The sequence below is a fragment of the Sphingomonas sp. GW821-FHT04B01 genome (assembly GCF_059420425.1).
Map to the genome: position 1 here is coordinate 1,129,504 of NZ_JBWKTR010000001.1, position 18,531 is coordinate 1,148,034.

At 68.5% G+C, this 18,531-nt stretch carries 20 protein-coding genes; 17 read left to right on the forward strand and 3 right to left on the reverse strand.

Translation table 11 applies throughout. The annotated features are described in order from the left end of the window. Positions 1–22 precede the first annotated feature (22 nt). A complete protein-coding gene (gene purB, locus AC07UH_RS05565; RefSeq protein WP_495179075.1) occupies positions 23–1,333 on the reverse strand; it encodes an adenylosuccinate lyase in 1,311 nt (436 codons plus the stop codon). Positions 1,334–1,546: 213 nt separating this feature from the next. On the opposite strand from purB, the gene AC07UH_RS05570 reads away from it, so the two are divergent. Next, entirely contained in the window at positions 1,547–2,011 is a 465-nt protein-coding gene (locus AC07UH_RS05570; protein ID WP_495179074.1) for an EF-hand domain-containing protein, read from the forward strand. Between the two features lie 63 nt (positions 2,012–2,074). On the opposite strand, the gene AC07UH_RS05575 is transcribed toward AC07UH_RS05570, so the two are convergent. Continuing rightward, a complete protein-coding gene (locus tag AC07UH_RS05575) occupies positions 2,075–3,166 on the reverse strand; it encodes a hypothetical protein (RefSeq protein WP_495179073.1) in 1,092 nt (363 codons plus the stop codon). 157 nt (positions 3,167–3,323) lie between these two features. Then, complete coding sequence (gene radC, locus AC07UH_RS05580) at positions 3,324–4,016, reverse strand: RadC family protein (RefSeq protein ID WP_495179072.1); 693 nt, start codon at positions 4,014–4,016, stop codon at positions 3,324–3,326. A gap of 75 nt (positions 4,017–4,091) precedes the next feature. Between radC and AC07UH_RS05585 the strand changes: the two genes are divergently transcribed. From AC07UH_RS05585 to AC07UH_RS05660, 16 genes are all read left to right on the forward strand, one after another. Then, entirely contained in the window at positions 4,092–7,241 is a 3,150-nt protein-coding gene (locus AC07UH_RS05585; protein ID WP_495179071.1) for an intermembrane phospholipid transport YdbH family protein, read from the forward strand. Between the two features lie 47 nt (positions 7,242–7,288). Next, a complete protein-coding gene (locus AC07UH_RS05590; protein ID WP_171009435.1) occupies positions 7,289–7,465 on the forward strand; it encodes a YnbE family lipoprotein in 177 nt (58 codons plus the stop codon). Between the two features lies 1 nt (position 7,466). After that, positions 7,467–7,838: a YdbL family probable chaperone protein gene (locus tag AC07UH_RS05595; protein ID WP_038662568.1), complete on the forward strand. Its 372-nt coding sequence runs from the start codon at positions 7,467–7,469 to the stop codon at positions 7,836–7,838. A gap of 160 nt (positions 7,839–7,998) precedes the next feature. Further along, positions 7,999–8,325 (forward strand): AtpZ/AtpI family protein, encoded by a 327-nt coding sequence (locus tag AC07UH_RS05600; RefSeq protein ID WP_038662565.1) that lies wholly within the window; start codon positions 7,999–8,001, stop codon positions 8,323–8,325. Positions 8,326–8,361: 36 nt separating this feature from the next. Then, the gene (locus tag AC07UH_RS05605) at positions 8,362–9,153 is read left to right on the forward strand and encodes a F0F1 ATP synthase subunit A (RefSeq protein ID WP_038662562.1); all 792 of its coding nucleotides are present in this window, start codon (positions 8,362–8,364) and stop codon (positions 9,151–9,153) included. Positions 9,154–9,195: 42 nt separating this feature from the next. Continuing rightward, positions 9,196–9,423 carry a F0F1 ATP synthase subunit C gene (locus AC07UH_RS05610; RefSeq protein WP_038662560.1) on the forward strand — a complete coding sequence of 76 codons (228 nt, stop codon included), beginning with the start codon at positions 9,196–9,198 and terminating at the stop codon, positions 9,421–9,423. 64 nt (positions 9,424–9,487) lie between these two features. Next, complete coding sequence (locus AC07UH_RS05615; RefSeq protein WP_495179070.1) at positions 9,488–9,982, forward strand: F0F1 ATP synthase subunit B family protein; 495 nt, start codon at positions 9,488–9,490, stop codon at positions 9,980–9,982. Continuing rightward, positions 9,975–10,607, forward strand: coding sequence for a F0F1 ATP synthase subunit B family protein (locus AC07UH_RS05620; protein WP_495179069.1), 633 nt, complete (start codon positions 9,975–9,977; stop codon positions 10,605–10,607). Before AC07UH_RS05615 ends, AC07UH_RS05620 begins: the two co-directional genes overlap by 8 nt. 220 nt (positions 10,608–10,827) lie before the next feature. Further along, positions 10,828–11,148 carry a DMT family transporter gene (locus tag AC07UH_RS05625; RefSeq protein WP_495179068.1) on the forward strand — a complete coding sequence of 107 codons (321 nt, stop codon included), beginning with the start codon at positions 10,828–10,830 and terminating at the stop codon, positions 11,146–11,148. 73 nt (positions 11,149–11,221) lie between these two features. After that, the gene (locus AC07UH_RS05630) at positions 11,222–11,662 is read left to right on the forward strand and encodes a hypothetical protein (protein ID WP_495179067.1); all 441 of its coding nucleotides are present in this window, start codon (positions 11,222–11,224) and stop codon (positions 11,660–11,662) included. A gap of 88 nt (positions 11,663–11,750) precedes the next feature. Further along, positions 11,751–13,673, forward strand: coding sequence for an excinuclease ABC subunit UvrC (uvrC, locus tag AC07UH_RS05635; protein WP_495179066.1), 1,923 nt, complete (start codon positions 11,751–11,753; stop codon positions 13,671–13,673). Positions 13,674–13,715: 42 nt separating this feature from the next. After that, complete coding sequence (locus tag AC07UH_RS05640) at positions 13,716–14,666, forward strand: polysaccharide deacetylase family protein (protein ID WP_495179065.1); 951 nt, start codon at positions 13,716–13,718, stop codon at positions 14,664–14,666. Further along, entirely contained in the window at positions 14,663–15,544 is an 882-nt protein-coding gene (locus AC07UH_RS05645; protein ID WP_495179064.1) for a GNAT family N-acetyltransferase, read from the forward strand. Before AC07UH_RS05640 ends, AC07UH_RS05645 begins: the two co-directional genes overlap by 4 nt. A 54-nt stretch (positions 15,545–15,598) precedes the next feature. Further along, on the forward strand, positions 15,599–16,330 hold the full coding sequence (gene recO / locus AC07UH_RS05650; RefSeq protein WP_495179063.1) for a DNA repair protein RecO: 732 nt from the start codon (positions 15,599–15,601) through the stop codon (positions 16,328–16,330). 28 nt (positions 16,331–16,358) lie between these two features. Continuing rightward, positions 16,359–17,402: a 3-isopropylmalate dehydrogenase gene (leuB, locus tag AC07UH_RS05655; RefSeq protein ID WP_495179062.1), complete on the forward strand. Its 1,044-nt coding sequence runs from the start codon at positions 16,359–16,361 to the stop codon at positions 17,400–17,402. Continuing rightward, positions 17,399–18,496, forward strand: coding sequence for a glycosyltransferase family 2 protein (locus AC07UH_RS05660; RefSeq protein WP_495179061.1), 1,098 nt, complete (start codon positions 17,399–17,401; stop codon positions 18,494–18,496). The genes leuB and AC07UH_RS05660 overlap by 4 nt, the downstream gene beginning before the upstream one ends. The last annotated feature ends 35 nt before the right edge of the window (positions 18,497–18,531 follow it).

Here is an 18,531-nt window from a genome sequence, read left to right on the forward strand (position 1 = left end):
CCGCAAGGGGGAGGACTTCGCCTTACCCGAACACGCGCGCGAAGATCGTGTCGACGTGCTTGAGGTGATAGCCGAGGTCGAACTTCTCCTCGAGCTGCGCCGGCGACAGCGCCGCAGTGACCTCGGGGTCGGCCTTGAGCAATTCGAGCAGCGAGAGCCGGCCGTCCGATTCCCACACCTTCATCGCGTTGCGCTGGACGAGGCGATACGAATCCTCGCGGCTGACGCCCGCCTGGGTGAGCGCGAGCAGCACGCGCTGCGAATGGACGAGCCCGCCCATCTTGTTGAGATTCTTGTCCATCCGCTCGGGGTAGACGAGCAGCTTGTCGATCACGCCGGTCAGGCGCGCCAATGCGAAGTCGAGCGTGATCGTCGCGTCGGGGCCGATATAGCGCTCGACCGACGAGTGCGAGATGTCGCGCTCGTGCCACAGCGCGACATTCTCCAGCGCCGGGGTGACATAGCCGCGCACCATCCGCGCGAGGCCGGTGAGGTTCTCGGTCAGCACCGGATTGCGCTTGTGCGGCATCGCCGACGAGCCCTTCTGGCCGGGCGAGAAATATTCCTCCGCCTCGAGCACTTCGGTGCGCTGGAGATGGCGGACCTCGGTGGCGAGCCGCTCGATCGACGAGGCGATGACGCCCAGCGTGGCGAAGAACATCGCATGGCGGTCGCGCGGGATGACCTGCGTCGAGACCGGCTCGACCGACAGGCCGAGCTTCGCGGCGACATGCTCCTCCACCGACGGATCGATATTGGCGAAGGTGCCGACCGCGCCCGAGATCGCGCAGGTGGCGATATCGGCGCGTGCCGCGATCAGCCGGGTCTTGCAACGGTCGAACTCGGCATAGGCCTGCGCCAGCTTGAGGCCGAAGGTAACCGGCTCGGCATGGATGCCGTGGCTGCGGCCGATCGTCGGCGTCATCTTGTGCTCGACCGCGCGACGCTTGAGCACCGCGAGCAACGCATCGAGGTCGGCGAGCAGGATGTCGGCGGCGCGCGCCAGCTGCACCGCGAGGCAGGTGTCGAGCACGTCCGACGAGGTCATGCCTTGGTGCATGAAGCGCGCCTGGTCGCCGACATTGTCCGCCACCCAGGTGAGGAAAGCGATGACGTCGTGCTTGGTCACCGCCTCGATCGCGTCGATCGCGGGCACGTCGATGGCGGGATCGGTGCGCCACCACGCCCATAGCGCCTCGGCGGCTTCCTTCGGCACGACGCCCAGCTCGGCGAGCGCGTCGGTGGCATGCGCCTCGATCTCGAACCAGATGCGGAAGCGCGCCTCCGGGGTCCAGATCGCGGTCATCTCGGGGCGGGAATAACGGGGGACCATGGTGTTCCTTCGTCCTGACGGGAGCACGGCTCGTCGCGGCCATTTCGGCCCGACTCGCGTATTTCTGCGGCGCAGTAGCAGCGTGCGCGGTCCGGGACAAACCTCCCGATCCGGAACCATTGTATCGGCATAATCATTTCCCACATCAAGTATGCGATGCGGTCGGCACAGTCGATCGCCGCATGCTTCATGTAGAACGATGGGAGACAGATAATGCTGAAATATGCTCTTCTCGCCGGAGTGATCACGCTCTCCGCGCCGGCTCTGGCGCAAACGCAGACGAATACTGTACCGACGCAGGCGACGACGGGACAAACTGTGCCGGGATCGGGATCTGTTGAGGCGCAGCCGCAATCGACGGCGCCAGCGGATACGACGACTGCAACCGACGGCGCGCAGACGGCGACGACGCAGCCCGCAGCGGGCGCCGATCAGGTCGCGACCGTGGTGCAGACCGAATTTCTGACCTACGACGCCAATCAGGACGGCAAGCTCGAAAAGGCGGAATTCGCCAGCTGGATGGTCAAGCTGAAGCAGGCGAGCGATCCCAAGGCGAGCGCCGAAAGCGCCGCGACCAAGAAATGGGTAAGCGCCGCCTTCGCCCAGGCCGACACCGACAAGAGTCAGTCGATCTCGCAACCCGAACTGATCGGCTTCTTGAGCAAGGCGCAGTCGTAATATCCGACTGACCGCATGACGGGGCCGCCGGTGAAATCCGGCGGCCCCTTCGCCGTGAGCGGGTTATTCCTGCGGCGGCAGTTCGACGGTCACGCGCAGCGTTCCGGTGTTGCCGGTGAAATCGGCGTCGTTGAAGCCGAGCGCGAGACCCGCGGCGGTTTCGGGAATCGGCAGGCGGATGCCCTTGCCGACCATGAAGGGCCGACTGACGATTGCGCCCTTGGCATCGACGAATACCGCGACCAGCCCGTGGCGATAGGCGGGGTAGAGCAATTTGGGCACGTAGAAGCTCGGGTAACGCTGGCCGTCGGCGGTCAGCGTGTCGTTGACCGCCTTCTTCTCGTTGCCGGCCGCACCGAGGCCGGTCGCGTCGGCGGTGTCGGTGCTGCCTTCGGCGAAGATCACCGCCTTGCCTGCGGGGACCGCGATCGGCACGACCACCGGCGGCTTGGCGCCCTTGGCGCTGATCGGCAGCGTCGCGGCGTTCACCGTCGCGTCCCAGGGCGCGGTGGCGGCGTCGAGCGCGACGGTCACGCGCTGGACCGTCGCGGCGGGTGGCGGCGCGGCGGGGGTGCCGGGCGCATCCGTCTTTGCCTCGTTGCTCTCGATCGTCACGGTGCCGACCGGGATGACGATCGACACGGTCAGCGTGCCGCTATTATCGAAATAGGCATCGTCGTTGAGGCCGAGCGAGATCCCCGCTGCGCCCGGCGGCACGACGGCCTTGGTGCCGCGGCCGATCGGGAAGGGGCTGCCGACGACGACACCGTCGCCCGAGATGAACGCGCCGACCAGTTCGCCGAGGAAGATCGGTTCGCGGAACGCCTTCATATGATGGCTGGGGAAATAATCGACGTTGCCGCGCTCGCTCGACCAGGACTGATCGCCGTCCGCATCGAACGAGCGGCCGCCGCGGACATAGATGGTCGATCCCGTCGCGGTGAAGGTCAGCGTCGATCCCGCCTTGATCGTCGGGTCCATCACGATCACCGGCGGGCGCCCGTCGTTGAGGCCGTAGCGAAGTCCCCGGTTGGTGCGGATGTCCCATGGCATCGATTTGGCGTCGACCTTGACCTCGACGGTCTTCGCCAGGGCAGGAGCGGCAGCCAGCAGCAGCGCCAGCGCAACCGTCGACCGTGCGGATATCTTCAACATCGTGTTTCTCAGCCCCCATGTCAGCCGGACGGTCGCCGCGCTGGAGGGGCGCTCGATCCGTCGGACATGTCAGACAAATGCGTGACTGGAGGTGAGTCAAGATTGGCCGTTTTGATCGTTGGTTTCGCGGCTAATTTCATTGGCCATGGCGTGCGCCTCAGATCAGACCCTGCGCCTTCAGGCTGACATGGCCGTTGACGCCGATGATGATGTGGTCGTGCAACACGATGCCCATCGCCGCGCCGGCGTCGGCGATGGTGCGGGTGATGGCGATGTCGGCGCGGCTGGGGGCGGGGTCGCCCGAGGGATGGTTGTGGACGAGGATGATCGCCGCCGAGCCCAGGTCGATCGCGCGGCGGATCACCTCGCGGACATGGACCGCCGCCTGATCGATCGAGCCCTCGCTCATGATTTCGTCGCGGATCAGTATGTTGCGCGTGTTGAGGTGCAGGACGCGGAACCGCTCGATGCCGTGATGCGCCATGTCGGCGCGCAGATAATCGAGCAGCGCCTGCCAATTGCTCAGGATCGGGCGGTCGGTCGCTTCGGCTCGAAGCAGCCGGATCGCGATTCCATGCGCGATCTTGATCGCGGCGGCGGCGGAGGGGCCGACGCCCCTGACGCGGCCAAGCGCCTCGGCGTCGGCGGCGAGCAGCCCGCCGATACCGCCGAATTCGCGCAGCAGCGCCTTGGCGATCGGCTTGGTGTCGATCCGCGGGATGGCGAGCATCAGCAGATATTCGATCAGCTCATGGTCGAGCAACGCGTCGCCGCCACCGGCGAGCAGCCGCCCGCGCAGCCGTTCGCGGTGGCCGGCGGTGTCACCCGGCGGGGAAGGGGGAGCGGCCATCGCGGCGGAGGCTATCGTCGGTCCGGCATGGGCGCAATTGCGCGGATGCATCGCCCCCGCCTATGAGGGGCGACGATGGGCGAGGGCGTGGACGAGTTGAACGATGCGCCCGCGCGGCAACGCCGCTTCGCGTCGTGGAGCCGACGGCGGCGGATCGCGCTCGGCGCGGCGCTCGTCCTCCTCGTCGCGCTGATCGGTCTGTGGGTCGAGCGCAAGCCGATCGCCAGCCGGGTCATCGACGGCGAACTCGCCAGACGCGGCGTCGTCGCGCGCTACGACGTGCGCGATCTGGGGTTCGGGCGGCAGCGCTTGACCAACGTGGTGATCGGCGATCCCCGCGATCCCGATCTCGTCGCCGACTGGCTGGAGACACGGACGCGGATCGGCTTTGGCGGCGCCAGCCTCGCCGCGGTGCGCGCCGGACACGTGCGGTTGCGCGGGCGGATGATCGACGGACGGCTGTCGCTGGGCGAGATCGACAAATTGATCCCGCCGTCGTCGGGCAAGGCCTTCGCGCTGCCGGCGCTGGATGTCGACATCGCGGATGCACGGATGCGGCTGGAGACGCCGTTCGGCGTCGCGGGGCTGCGGATCGCCGGGCGCGGACGGCTGGACGGCGGCTTTGCCGGCACCGCGGCGGTGGTGAGCGATCGGCTGGCGCAGGGCGGCTGCGGCGCGGACGGGCTGCGCGCGGCGCTCAGGGTGGCGGTGACCGCCGGTGCGCCGCGATTGCGGGGGCCGGTTCAGGTCGCCGCCGGGCGTTGCGCTGGCGTCGACGTGCGGCGCGGCGGGGCGGATATCGACGTGGTGCTGACGCCGGCGCTGGACGGCTGGCGCGGCAGCGCGCGGCTGGCGAGCGGGCCAGTCCGCGGTGCCGGCGCCCGGGTCGCCGGGTTGCGTGGCGACGTGACCTTCGACGGGGCAGCGCCGGCGACCGGCGGGACCGCGGACCTCACCGCCAGCAATGTGGCGATTGCCGGCGCGTCCGCGGGGACGTTGGGGATGGCGGGACGCTATCGGATCGGTGCGGCACAGGCCTTCACCGGCACCGTCCGCGTCGCCGACGCGCGCATCGCGGCCGATCGGCTGCCGAGCATCGGGGCCGCGACGGGCGCGGGAACGCCGGCCGCACCGCTGATCGCCGCCGTGTCGCAGGCGCTGCGGGGCGCGGCGAACGGGTTCGGCGGGTCGGCGGCGCTGGCGGTCCGGCAGAGCGGCGGCGCGGGACAGGCGCGCATCACCGCCGCGTCGCTGCAATCGGTGAGCGGCGCCCGGCTGCGGATCGCTGGCGGTACGGGGCTGACCTTCGGCTGGCCCGGTACGCGGCTGCGCATCGATACGCGCCTAGCGATGGCCGGCGGGGGGTTGCCCGACGCGCAGGTCGCACTGGCGCAGGCCCACGCCGGCGCCCCGATCACCGGTCGCGCGACGATCGCACCCTATGCCGCCGGCGGCGCACGGCTGGCGCTGGCGCCGGTCATGTTCACCGCGACGCCGGGGGGAGCGACGCGGATCGCCACGCGGGTCGCGCTGTCGGGGCCGCTCGGCGACGGGCGGGTCGATGGCCTGGCGCTGCCGGTCGATCTGCGCTGGAACGGGCGCGGGACGCTGGTCGCCAATCCCGCATGTACCCCGGTCGCGATCCAGCGGCTGGCGGTGGCGGGGCTGGTGCTCGATCCGCTGCGCACGACGCTCTGCCCGATCGCCGGCGCGATGGTGACGCTGGCGGATGGACGACTGGCCGGCGGCGCACGGCTGCCGGCGGTGCGACTGGCGGGGCGGCTCGGACAGACGCCGCTGACCGTTGCGGCAAGCGGCGCTCAATTGCGGCTTGGCGACGGCGGCTTCGTGCTCGACAGCGTCGCCGCGCGGCTGGGCAGTCCTGAGCGCATCACCCGCATCGATCTCGCGCAACTGACCGGCCGGATCGCCGGCGGCGGCGTCGCCGGCACGTTCGGCGGCGGCGCGGGCCAGATCGCCAACGTGCCGCTGCTGCTCGGCGCGGCGGCGGGCGACTGGTCGCTGCGCGGCGGTGCGCTGCGGCTGACGGCGACGATGACGGTCGACGATGCCGCGCCCGATCCGCGCTTCCGGACGCTGGCGGCGCGCGACGTGACGCTCGACCTCGTCAACGGCGCGATCGCCGCGCGCGGCACGCTCTACGAGCCGACGAAGAGCGTGAAGGTCGCCGATGTCGCGATCGGCCACACGCTGGCGAGCGGGCGCGGCACCGCCAATCTGACCGTGCCGGGGATCGCCTTCACCGAGGACTTCCAGCCCGAATTGCTCACCCGGCTGACCTTCGGCGTCGTCGCTGACGTGCGCGGCAGCGTCACCGGCGATGGTCATATCGCGTGGAGCCCCGACGGCGTCGGCTCGACCGGCACGTTCGCGACGAAGGACACCGATCTCGCCGCCGCCTTCGGCCCGGTCACCGGGATCAGCACGACGCTGCGCTTCACCGACCTGCTCGGGCTGGCGAGCGCACCGGCGCAGGTGGCGACAATCAAGACGGTCAATCCCGGCATTGCGGTGACCGACGGCACGATCGTCTATCAATTGCTCCCCGATCTGCGCGTGCGGATCGACAGCGGCCGCTGGCCGTTCGCCGGCGGTACGATGACGCTGCTGCCGACGACGCTCGACTTCACCGAAGCCGCGGCGCGGCGGATGACCTTCCGTATCGACGGCGCGGCGGCGGACCAGTTCCTCGAACAGTTCGACTTCAAGAACCTGTCCGCGACCGGCGTCTTCGACGGCGAACTGCCGATGATCTTCGACGTGCAGGGCGGCCGGATCGAGGGCGGGCGGCTCGCGGTGCGACAGGGCGGCGGCAGCCTCGCCTATGTCGGTGACCTGTCGCAGAAGGATCTGGGTCTGTGGGGCAATATTGCCTTCCAGGCGCTGAAAGCGCTGCGCTATCGCAATTTGACGATCGGCATGAACGGGCCGCTCGCCGGCGAGATGGTGACCGAGGTGCGCTTCGCCGGCGTGACGCAGGGGCAGGGGGCGAAGAGCAACTTCCTCGTCCGCCGGCTGCAGCGGCTGCCGTTCGTGTTCAACATCCGGATCAAGGCGCCCTTCCGCGGGCTGCTCGATTCGGCGCAGTCCTTCTACGACCCCAGCCGGCTGATCCAGCGCAACCTGCCCGCGCTGCTCGAACGGCAGCAGCAGCAGCGCCAGAGCGCCCCCATTCAGCCCCCCGCAAGCGGAATCGTGCCATGACCGAAACAGGATTGAAGATGGAGCAGCGAATCACGACCTTGAGACGCATGACGGGGCTGGCCGGGATCGGTCTGGCGGCGACGACGCTTGGTGGCTGCATCAACGTCTCGGCGCCCGACAAGCCGATCGAGATCAACCTCAACATCAGCGTCACGCAGGAGGTCGTCTATCGTCTCGATGGCGAGGCGAAGTCGCTGATCCAGCAGAATCCGGGGATATTCTGATATGAAGACGAAGCTTTTGATCGTTGCCGGCGCGGTGGCCCTGCTGGGGCTGTCGACGATGGCGATGGCGCAGCGCGACCCGGCCTATGCCGCCGCGCGCGAGGCGAAGCAGGTCGGCGAACAGCCCGACGGCTATCTCGGCGTAGTGAGCGGCGGCGCGTCGGTGCAGGCGCTGGTCCGCGACATCAACATCAAGCGCAAGGCCGCCTATACCGCGAGTGCGCAGGCGAGCGGCGCGACGGTGGAGCAATTCGCCTTCACCAGCGGCTGCAACCTGGTGGCGAAGGTGGGGCAGGGCGAGATGTACAAGACGCCGTCCGGCCAGTGGAAGGAAAACACCGGCACCCCCGAACTCGACCCACGCTGCAAGTAAGGTAAGTCCTCCCCCTGGCGGGGAGGACATATGCCTCGCCAAACCCATCGGGGAACCAGACGGTTGACACCCCGGCACCCCCCACCTAAACGGGCCACGCCTTGGCGGGATCGCTCGCCCCGCGCGTTTTATCCCCCGGCTGGCATCAACAGGCGAGGGTATGCGCGTGGCGGAAGACGAGACCGGGCGAGACTTCACCAGCGCGGACGATCCGCGGCTTTCCGCGCTCGACGAGCGGCTGAAGGAAGCCCGGCATGCCGAAGCGTTGCGGACGGGGCAGGGGGCGCCGACGGCCGATGCGGGATATTCGCTCGGCAATCGCGTGCTCGCGGCCCTGATCGGAAGCCTCGTCGGCAGTGCGCTGATCGGCTGGTGTATCGACCGCTGGTTTGGCACGACCCCATGGGCGCTGATCGTGATGCTGTTCCTCGGAATCGCCGTCGCGTTCAGGCAGATCATTCGGATTGCAGGCGAACGCCCGGAATAACCGGGCGTTTGTCGTATTAGGGAGCGAACGGGCCAAGTGGCGGCAGAATCGGGCAGCAAGATCGATCCGATGCACCAGTTCCTGATCGAACCTTTGTTCGGTCGGCATTGGGTCGTCGCGGGATACGACATCTCGTTCACCAACTCGGCGTTGTGGATGGTGATCACGCTCGCCAGCCTGTGGCTGTTCATGCTGGGCGGAATGAAGCGCGAGCTCGTCCCCGGCCGCTGGCAGGCCGCGGTCGAGGGCTTCACCGGCTTCGTCTCGAACATGCTGACGTCGAATATCGGGCCGCAGGGCAAGCGTTTCGTCCCCTACGTCTTCTCGTTGTTCATGTTCATCCTCTTCGCCAACATCTGGGGCCTGACCCCGGTCGGCATCGTGCCGGGCTGGCATCCGTTCACCATCACCAGCCACCTCACCGTCACCGGTGTGCTCGCGGTGATCAGCTTCGCGATCGTCCTGATCGTCGGCTTCGGCAAGCACGGTTTCCACTTCTTCAGCCTGTTCGTGCCGCACGGCACGCCGAAGCTGATGATCCCGCTGATCTTCGTCGTCGAGCTGATGAGCTTCCTGGTGCGCCCCTTCTCGCTGGGTCTGCGACTGTTCGTCGCGATGACCGCGGGGCATATCCTGCTCAAGGTGCTCGCCGCGTTCGTCATCAGCGGTCTCAACCTCGGTGCCGGCTACGGCCTGCTGATCTCGCTGCCGAGCTTCCTGCTGATGATCGGCATCACGCTGCTCGAGCTGCTGGTCGCCGCCATCCAGGCGTATGTCTTTGCGCTGCTGACGAGCGTCTATCTCAACGACGCCGTCAACCTGCACTGAGTTTTTCGTTCCAACCTTTAGATTTGATACGGGAGTTTTGACATGGACGCAGAAGCCGCCAAGATGATCGGTGCCGGTCTGGCCGCGATCGGCATGGGCCTCGCCTCGCTCGGCGTGGGCAACGTGTTCGCCAAGTTCCTCGAGGGTGCGCTGCGCAACCCGGGTGCCGCGGACAGCCAGCAGGGCCGTCTGTTCATCGGTTTCGCGGGCGCCGAGCTGCTCGGCCTGCTCGCCTTCGTGACGATGATCATCCTGCTCTTCGTCGCCTAACATCGGACGTGTCCGCCGGGCGTGCGCGCCCGGCGACTCTTCGAGGTCGCGCAAAAGGTCCTAAATGCCTCAGATTTCGCAGATCGCTGCCACCTACGCCTCGCAGATCTTCTGGCTGCTCGTCACCTTTGGCATCCTGTATTTCGGGATCGGCAAGATGATGGTGCCACGGGTCATCGCGACCGTGGACGCGCGTGAAGGCCAGATCGCGGCCGACCTTGCCGCGGCCGAACAGGCCCGTCTCGCCGCCGACCAGGTCGAGGCGGCATGGCGCCTGAAGATGGACGAGGCGCGCGCCGCGGCGCTCGCCGAGACCACCGCCGCCAAGGCACAGGCCGCCAAGGCGGCCGAAAGCCAGATCCGGTCCGCCGATGCGGAACTCGCCGAGCGGCTCGCGCATCACGACCTCGCGGTCGGCAATGCCAAGGCGCAGGCGATGCTCAACCTCCAGTCGGTCGCGGCGGATGTCGCGCAGGAGCTGGTCGCCAAGGTTTCGGGTCTGACCGTCAGCATCGATGCCGCCGCGGATGCGGTGCGCCGGAGCAATGCGCATGGCTAATTCCGCCAGCAATCTCGTCGCCGCCAATCTGTCCGACGCGGCATCGGCCGAAGCGATGCAGCCGCAGAACGTCCGTGACGGCAGCCAGTTGACTGCCAACGTTTCCGAGCCGGGTGCGGACCATGCCGTCGAGGCGACCGCGCTGGGCTTCAACACCACCGGCTGGGTGGGCATCGCTGCGCTCGTCGTGCTGATCGGCATGCTGGTCGTAAAGGTGCCGGCGAAGATCGCCGCCAGCCTCGACAAGCAGATCGCCGCGGTTCGCCAGCAGCTCGACGAGGCCAAGACGCTGCGTGCCGAGGCCGAGGTGCTGCGCAACGAATATGCGGCCAAGGCCAAGGCGGCCGAGGCGGATGCGGTGACGATGCGGCATCACGCCCAGCAGGAAGCCAATCAGATCATCGCCAAGGCGAAGCATGATGCGGAGGAGCTGATGGCCCGCCGCACCAAGCGCGCCGAGGACAAGATCGCTGCCGCCGAGCGGACCGCGATCGCGGAGGTACGTGCCCTGGCCGCGGAGACGGCATCGAAGGCGGCGGCGGTGCTGATCGCCGAGCAGCTCGACGCGCAGGCCGACCGCGCAATGATCGATCGCTCGATCGCGGGCCTGAGCCGGGTGAACTAACCTTCTAAGTCCTCCCTCGCTTTAGCGGGGGAGGGGACCGCCCGCGCCAGCGGGTGGTGGAGGGGGCGCCCACGAGCACAGCGTCTGTGGAAGCCCCCCTCCGTCAGCGCTGAAGCGCTGCCACCTCCCGTGCCGGGGAGGATTGATATCTCAGACGCGCGTCTCTTCCCGGGTTTCCGGCGCCGTCCTGCATCCACGAGCCCGTACAGGAGTAACATCCATGTCGTGGCTCATCCTGGGCGTCGCCGTTTTCACCGAAATCTGCTGGGCGCTCAGCCTGAAATGGGCGGCGACGCTCGCGACGTGGCAAGCGTCGAGCGTTCCGATCATTTTGTCCTTCGTCAACATGGGGCTGCTCGCGCTCGCGATGCGCGGCCTGCCCGCCGGCACGGCCTATGCGGTGTGGACCGGCTGCGGCGCGGTCGGCGTCATCATCGGCGGCGTGCTGCTGTTCGGCGATAAGGTCGGCATGGTGCAGGCGTGTTTCATGGCATTGACCGTAATCGGCATCGTCGGCACCAAGATGTTCGCGCAGGTCTGACCCTTTCACACCGGCGCGGGACTGCTACAACGGGGTACGGCGCGCCCTTGCGCGGCCGGATCGAGGTGGCCCGATGTCGATGCTTCTGTTCGCCGCGCTGATGCTGGCGCAATCCTCGCAGGCTGCGCAGGCGGCGGACAAATTCGCGCTCGACCTGCCGGCCGACGAGACGGTGACCGCGCCGGCGGCGCCTGCCGCGCCGGTCGCACCCGTTGCTGCGGCGACCCCGGCCGCCCCGGCGGCGGGCGGCTATTCGCTCGATACGCCGATCGCGGACCTGATCGCCGAGCCGCGCGCGAAGGCGATCCTCGATCGCGACGTGCCGGGGATGAGCGACGACCCCAATCTGCCGAAGTTTCAGGCGCTGTCGCTGCGCAAGCTCGCACCGCTCAGCGGCGGGCAGATGACGCCGGCGCTGCTCGCGAAGGTGGCGGCGGATCTGGCCGCGATCGAGGGGGCGTCGACTCCGGTCAAGAAGGTCCGGAGCCGCCGCGCGCTGCCATCGGGGCGGTAACCCCCGTTCCTCGCATTGGCGGGGGAGGAATTCCCCGCGTCGTCGCAAGCCTCTAGCCCCGCACCGCCGCGACTCCTACATGCCGTTCATGTCCGGTTACGGTCCTCCCGATCGATTCAACGAAGAACGCGCCACCTTCACCGTACGCGGGTCCGATACGCCGGATCTCGACGCGGGGATCGCCGCGATCCGCAACGTCCTCGCCACGCTGCCGAGCCGCTCCGGCGTGTATCGCATGCACGATGCCAAGGGTGACGTCCTCTATGTCGGCAAGGCGCGCTCGCTCAAGCAGCGCGTCGCCAATTACACGCAGGTCAAGGGGCTGACCAAGCGGCTGCAGCGGATGATCGCGCAGACGCGGTCGATGACGATCGTCACCACCAACAACGAGGCGGAGGCGCTGCTGCTCGAGGCGCAGCTCATCAAACGCTATCGTCCCGCCTACAACGTGCTGCTGCGCGACGATAAGTCGTTCCCGTTCATCCTGCTGCGCGGCGATCACGATTTTCCGCGCGTCCAGAAGCATCGCGGCGCGCGCCGCGCGCCGGGCAATTACTACGGCCCCTTCGCCAGCGCGGGCAGCGTCAACAACACGCTCAACGCGTTGCAGAAACTGTTCTTGTTGCGCTCCTGCACCGACGGTTTCTTCAAGACGCGCGACCGGCCGTGCCTGCTCTACCAGATCAAGCGCTGCTCGGCGCCGTGCGTCGGCCGCGTGGGCAAGGACGAATATCAGGAGCTGGTCAACGATTGCCGCGACTTCCTCGCCGGCAAGTCGACCAAGGTGCAGGCCAAGCTCGGCGCGCAGATGCAGGCGGCGGCGGAGAATATGGATTTCGAACTGGCCGCGCTGATCCGCGACCGGCTGAAGGCGCTTACCTTCGTCCAGGGCTCGCAGGCGATCAACGCCGAGGGGGTCGGCGATGCCGACGTCTTCGCGCTCGCCTGCCGCGACGGGACAATGGGCATCCAGGCGTTCTTCATCCGCGGCGGCCAGAACTGGGGGCATCGCAGCTTCTTCCCGCAGCATACCAACGAGGTGCCCGAGGACGAGGTGCTGGCAAGCTTCCTCACCCAATTCTACGAGGAGGTGCCGCCGCCCAAGACGATCCTGCTCGACCGCGATCTGACCGAGGGTGCGTTGCTCGGCGAGGCGCTCGGCGAGCGTGCCGGCTACAAGGTCGCGCTGTCGGTGCCGCAGCGCGGCGACCGGCGGCGGCTGATGGATCAGGCCAAGCGCAACGCGATCGAGGCGCTCGAACGGCGGCTGGCGGAAAGCACGACGCAGGCGCGGCTGCTGCGCGAGGTCGCCGATCTGTTCGACCTGCCCGAGCCGCCGGACCGGATCGAGGTCTACGACAACAGCCATATCCAGGGGACGAACGCGCTGGGTGCGATGGTCGTCGCCGGGCCGGAGGGGTTCCGCAAGGGCCAGTATCGCAAGTTCAACATCAAGGGCAACGAGGCGGCGACCGACAGCGACGTCGGCATGATGCGCGAGGTTTTCCGCCGCCGCTTCGCGCGCCAGCTCGACGAGGCCCCCGATCGCGACGACGGCACGTGGCCCGATCTGGTGCTGATCGACGGCGGCAAGCCGCAGCTCCATGCCGCCAAGGCGGTGCTCGAGGATCTCGGCATCGAGGATGTATGCATGGTCGGCGTCGCCAAGGGGCCGCATCACGGCCGCGACGGGCGCGAGGTGTTCCACATGCTCGACGGGCGCGAATTCCAGCTGCCGGTCAACGCGCCGGTGCTCTTCTACCTCCAGCGGCTGCGCGACGAGGTGCACCGATTCGCGATCGGCGCGCATCGCGACAAGCGCTCGAAGGCCATCGGCGCGAGCCCGCTCGACGAGGTGCCGGGCATCGGCCCGGCGCGCAAGAAGGCGCTGCTGATGCATTTCGGCACCGGCCGCGCGGTGCGCAACGCCAGCCTCGAGGATCTCAAGAAGGCGCCGGGCGTGTCGGCGGGCGTCGCGCAGCAGGTGTACGACTTCTACCACGCACGGTGATGGCCCTACCAATTGTTCATGTCCCTGCCGTATGGCCGGGCCATGGTGACCCGCGTCTTCCTCACGATCGACACCGAATTCGCCTGGCGGCATCACGCCGCCGGGCTCGACGTCGAGACGATCTATGCGCGGTCGATCGAACCCGCCGGGGTGGGGCTGGACTATCAGCTCGATCTGCTCGCCGAGCACGGTTTGAAGGCATGTTTCTTCGTCGATCCGATGCCGGCGCTGATCTTCGGCCTCGCGCCGGTCAAGCGGATGGTCGATACCATTCTCGCGGCGGGGCAGGAGGTGCAGCTCCATCTCCATCCCAATTGGACCGCGGCGCGGGTCGGCGATCGTGGCGCGCATTACGCCCGCTTCCAGCTTCACGAATATACGTTGGCCGAGCAGCGCGACCTGCTGCGCGGCGCGGTCGAACTGCTGGTCGCCGCCGGCGCGCCGGCGCCGATCGCGTTTCGCGCCGGCGGCTATGCGGCGAACGAGGATACGCTGATCGCGCTCGCCGAGCTCGGTTTCGCTTATGACAGCAGCCACAATGGCGCCGAGGCGGCGGAGAGCCGGATCGCGCTGCCGCCCGCGCAGATCGCGCCGATCGACCATCATCTGATCGAGGTGCCGGTGACGGTGATCGAGGATGCGCCGGGCATGTGGCGCACCTTTCAATTATGCGCGCTGTCGGGGGCGGAGACTGCGGCGGCGCTGGATCATGCCGCGGCGGAGGGCCATGCCGCGGTGACGATCGTCAGCCATGGCTTCGAGCTCGCCAACCGGCTCGGCACGCGCGCCAATGGCGTGCACGTCCGGCGTTTCGATACCTTGTGCCGGCTGCTGGCATTGCGCACCGACGCGCTGCCGACGGCGCATTTCGCCGACCGTCCCGCGCTGGCGCTGGGGCAGGACGATCGCCCGCTCGGCGCCAATGCGCTCCGCCGGCGGTTGCGGCAGGCCGAGCAACTGTGGTCGAATTGGGTCGCGGAACGCGGCGTATGACGGTGGTGGCGCTCAAGTTCCAGATCGGGGCGCGGACCGTGGCAGCGGTGCGGCGACGGCTGGTGCGGGTGGCGCTGTCGCTCGACGAGGTGTTGGCAGGGCAGGTGCCGATCCTGCCCGAGACCGATGGTGACGGCTATCTGATCACCTCGCTGCCTGCATCGCTCGCCGCCGCGGTGGAGCGTGCCGGCCGTATCGCGATGGTGCGCCAGCGCTATACGCGTTTCTATACCGATCTGGGCATCGGCCATGCGGCGTGGCTCGCAGGCCTGTCGGGCTCGGCGCGGTCGACGCTGAAGCGCAAGACCCGAAAGATCGAGGCGGCGGGGCTGGAGATTCACGCCTATCGAACCACGGCAGAGTTCGCCGCTTTCTACCCGCTGGCGCGGGCCGTGTCGGCGACGACCTATCAGGAACGCCTGCTCGACGCCGGCCTGCCCGAGGATCCGGCGGCGGTGGCGCATCTGTCGGCGCTGGCGGCGGCGGATGGGCTGCGTGCGTGGCTGCTGCTGATCGGCGGGATGCCGGCGGCCTATCTGTGTTGTACGGCGCAGGGATCGGCGTTGCGCTACGATCATGTTGGCCATGATCCCGCGTGGAGCGACCTGTCGCCCGGCACGGTGTTGCACGCGGCGGCGATGCGCGACCTCTTCGACGACCGTTTCGCGCGCTTCGATTTCACCGAGGGCGAGGGCCAGCACAAGCGCCAGTTCGCCACGGACGGTGTGCCTTGCGTCGACCTGTTGCTGCTGCGTCCGACGCTGGCGAACCGGACGACGCTGGCGGCGCTGGCGGGGTTCGATGGAGCAATGGCGTGGGCGAAACGGGCGGCGCGGCATCCGCGGGTGGCGGCGCTGGCGAAGCGGGTGCGGCGGTAGCGTGCCGTCGGTCCTGCCTCTGGCGGGAAAGGGCCGCGGGGCTATATCCCCTTGATGCATCTGCGTGCCGAAGCCATCGTTCTCGCGATCCGCGCGCATGGCGAGCACGGTGCGGTGGTGCGCGCGCTGACCCGCGGCGACGGCGTCCAGCCCGGCTATGTCCGCGGCGGCCGGTCGCGGCATCTGCGCCCCGTGTTGCAGCCGGCCAATGCGATCGCCGGCGAATGGCGTGCGCGCACCGGCGAACAGCTCGCCGCGCTCACCGTCGAACCGCTGCACAGCCGCGCCGCGCTGCACGGCGAGCCCTTGCCCGCTGCCGCGCTCGCCTGGGTCACCGCCTTGACCGCCGCGGCGCTGCCCGAGGCGCAGCCCTATCCGCGGCTCTACGACGCGCTCGGCGCGGTGCTCGACGCGGTCGAGGCGGCGCCGGCGGCGCGCGGCTGGGCGAGCGCGCTCGTCCGCTACGAACTGCTGCTGCTCGCCGAACTCGGCTTCGGCCTCGATCTCACCGCCTGCGTCGTCACCGGCGGCGAGGAGGATCTCGGCTTCGTCTCCCCCCGCAGCGGCGGCGCGGTCAGCCGCGGCGCGGCCTATGGCTATGAGGCGCGGCTGTTCGCTTTGCCCGCCTTCCTCACCGAAGGCGGCGCGGCGGACTGGCCCGATATCCTTGCCGGCCTTGCCATCACCGGCCATTTCCTCGCGCGCGATCTGCTCACCGATCGCCGCGCCGATCCGCTCGTCGCGCGCGAACGGCTGGTCGCGATGCTGAAAAGGGCCGTTGCGTGAAGCCCGGCGCCGCGGCTAGGCAGCGGCCATGGCATTGATCGCACTCCTGCCGGGCGACGGCATCGGCCCCGAAGTCATCACCCAGGCGCGCCGCGTGCTCGACGCGCTCGATCTCGACCTGACCTATGAGGAGGCACCGGTCGGCGGCGTCGCCTATCACAGCGTCGGCCATCCGCTGCCCGAGGCGACGCTCGACGTCGCGCGGCGCGCGGATGCGTTGCTGTTCGGCGCGGTCGGCGATCCGAGCTGCGATTCGCTCGAACGCGCGCTGCGCCCCGAACAGGCGATCCTCGGGCTGCGCAAGCATCTGTCGCTCTTCTCGAACCTGCGCCCCGCCACCTTGTTCGAGGGGCTGGAGGACGCCTCGGCACTGAAGCCCGACGTCGCGCGCCAGATCGACCTCGTCATCGTCCGCGAACTCAACGGCGACGTCTATTTCGGCGAGAAGGGGCGTCGCACCACCGCCGCGGGGCATCGCGAAGGCTATGACATCATGAGCTACGACGAAACCGAGGTGCGGCGCATCGCCCGCGTCGGGTTCGAGACGGCGCGCAAGCGGCGCGGCCAGCTCTGCTCGGTCGACAAGGCCAACGTCCTCGAAACCTCGCAATTGTGGCGCGACGTGGTGATCGAGGTGTCGGCGGAGTATCCCGACGTGACGCTGACCCATATGTACGTCGACAATGCCGCGATGCAGCTCGTGCGCAATCCCGGCCAGTTCGACGTGATCGTCACCGGCAATCTGTTCGGCGACATCCTGTCGGATCAGGCGTCGATGTGCGCCGGATCGATCGGCATGCTGCCCTCGGCGAGCCTCGATGATGCGGGCAAGGGGCTGTACGAGCCGATCCACGGCTCGGCCCCCGATATCGCCGGGCAGGGCAAGGCCAACCCCTGCGCCGCGATCCTGTCGGCGGCGATGATGCTGCGCCATTCTCTCGGGAACGGCGCGGCGGCGGACCGGATCGAGGCGGCGGTGGCGCAGGCGATCCGCGACGGCGCGCGCACCGCCGATCTCGGCGGGACGATGAGCACGGCCGCAATGGGGGACGCCGTCCTCGCCGTCCTGTGAGCGCGCTGCTCGAGATCGCGGTCGTCATCCCGACGTTCAACGAACGCGCCAATGTGCCGACGCTGATCGCCAGGCTCGATCAGGCGCTGGCCGGGCGGCGCTGGGAAGCGATCTTCGTCGACGACGACAGTCCCGACGGCACCGCCGAGGCGGCGCGCGAGCTGGGGCGGGTCGATACGCGGGTGCGGGTGATCCATCGCATCGGCCGGCGCGGACTGTCGTCCGCCTGTATCGAGGGGATGTGCGCGACCGCCGCGCCGGTGGTCGCGGTGATCGACGGCGATCTGCAGCATGACGAGACGTTGCTGCCCAAGATGCTCAACCTGTTGCAGGCCGATGCCGATCTCGACGTGGTGGTCGGCTCGCGCTTCGTCGACGGCGGGGGGACCGGCGACTGGGACCGCGACCGCGTCGCCAAATCGGCGTTCGCGACGCGGCTGTCGCGCCGGGTGCTCAAGGGCGACCTCAGCGATCCGATGAGCGGCTTCTTCGCGATCCGCACCGCTCATGCGCGGCGGCTCGCCCCCGAATTGTCGGCGATCGGCTTCAAGATCCTGCTCGATTTGATGACCGCCAGCGCCGAACCGCTGCGCTTCGCCGAACTGCCCTATACCTTCCGGGTGCGGACGGAGGGCGAGTCGAAACTCGATCACGTCGTCGCGATGGAATATCTGATCGCCCTCTACGACCGCATGTTCGGGCGGTTCGTGCCGGTACGCTTCGCGATGTTCTCGTGCATCGGCGTGCTCGGCGTCGGCGTGCATATGGGCGTGCTCGGCGTCGCGATGCTGTTCGGCGCGGCCTTCCTCGGCGCGCAGATTCTCGGCGCGCTGGCGGCGATGACGTTCAACTTCGCGCTCAACAATGCGTTGACCTATCGCGACCGGCGGCTGAAGGGCGTGCGGCAGTGGCTCGACGGCTGGGTGTCGTTCTGCGTCGTCTGTTCGGTCGGGCTGGTCGCGAACGTCGGCATCGCCGCCTTCGTCCACGACGTCCATAACGAGGGCGCGGCGGCGTCCGCGCTGCTCGGAATATTGGTGGGCGCGGTGTGGAATTACGCGCTGTCGTCGAAATTCGTATGGGGTCGGTACTGACGCAGTCGTCCGTTCGCCCTGAGCCTGTCGAAGGG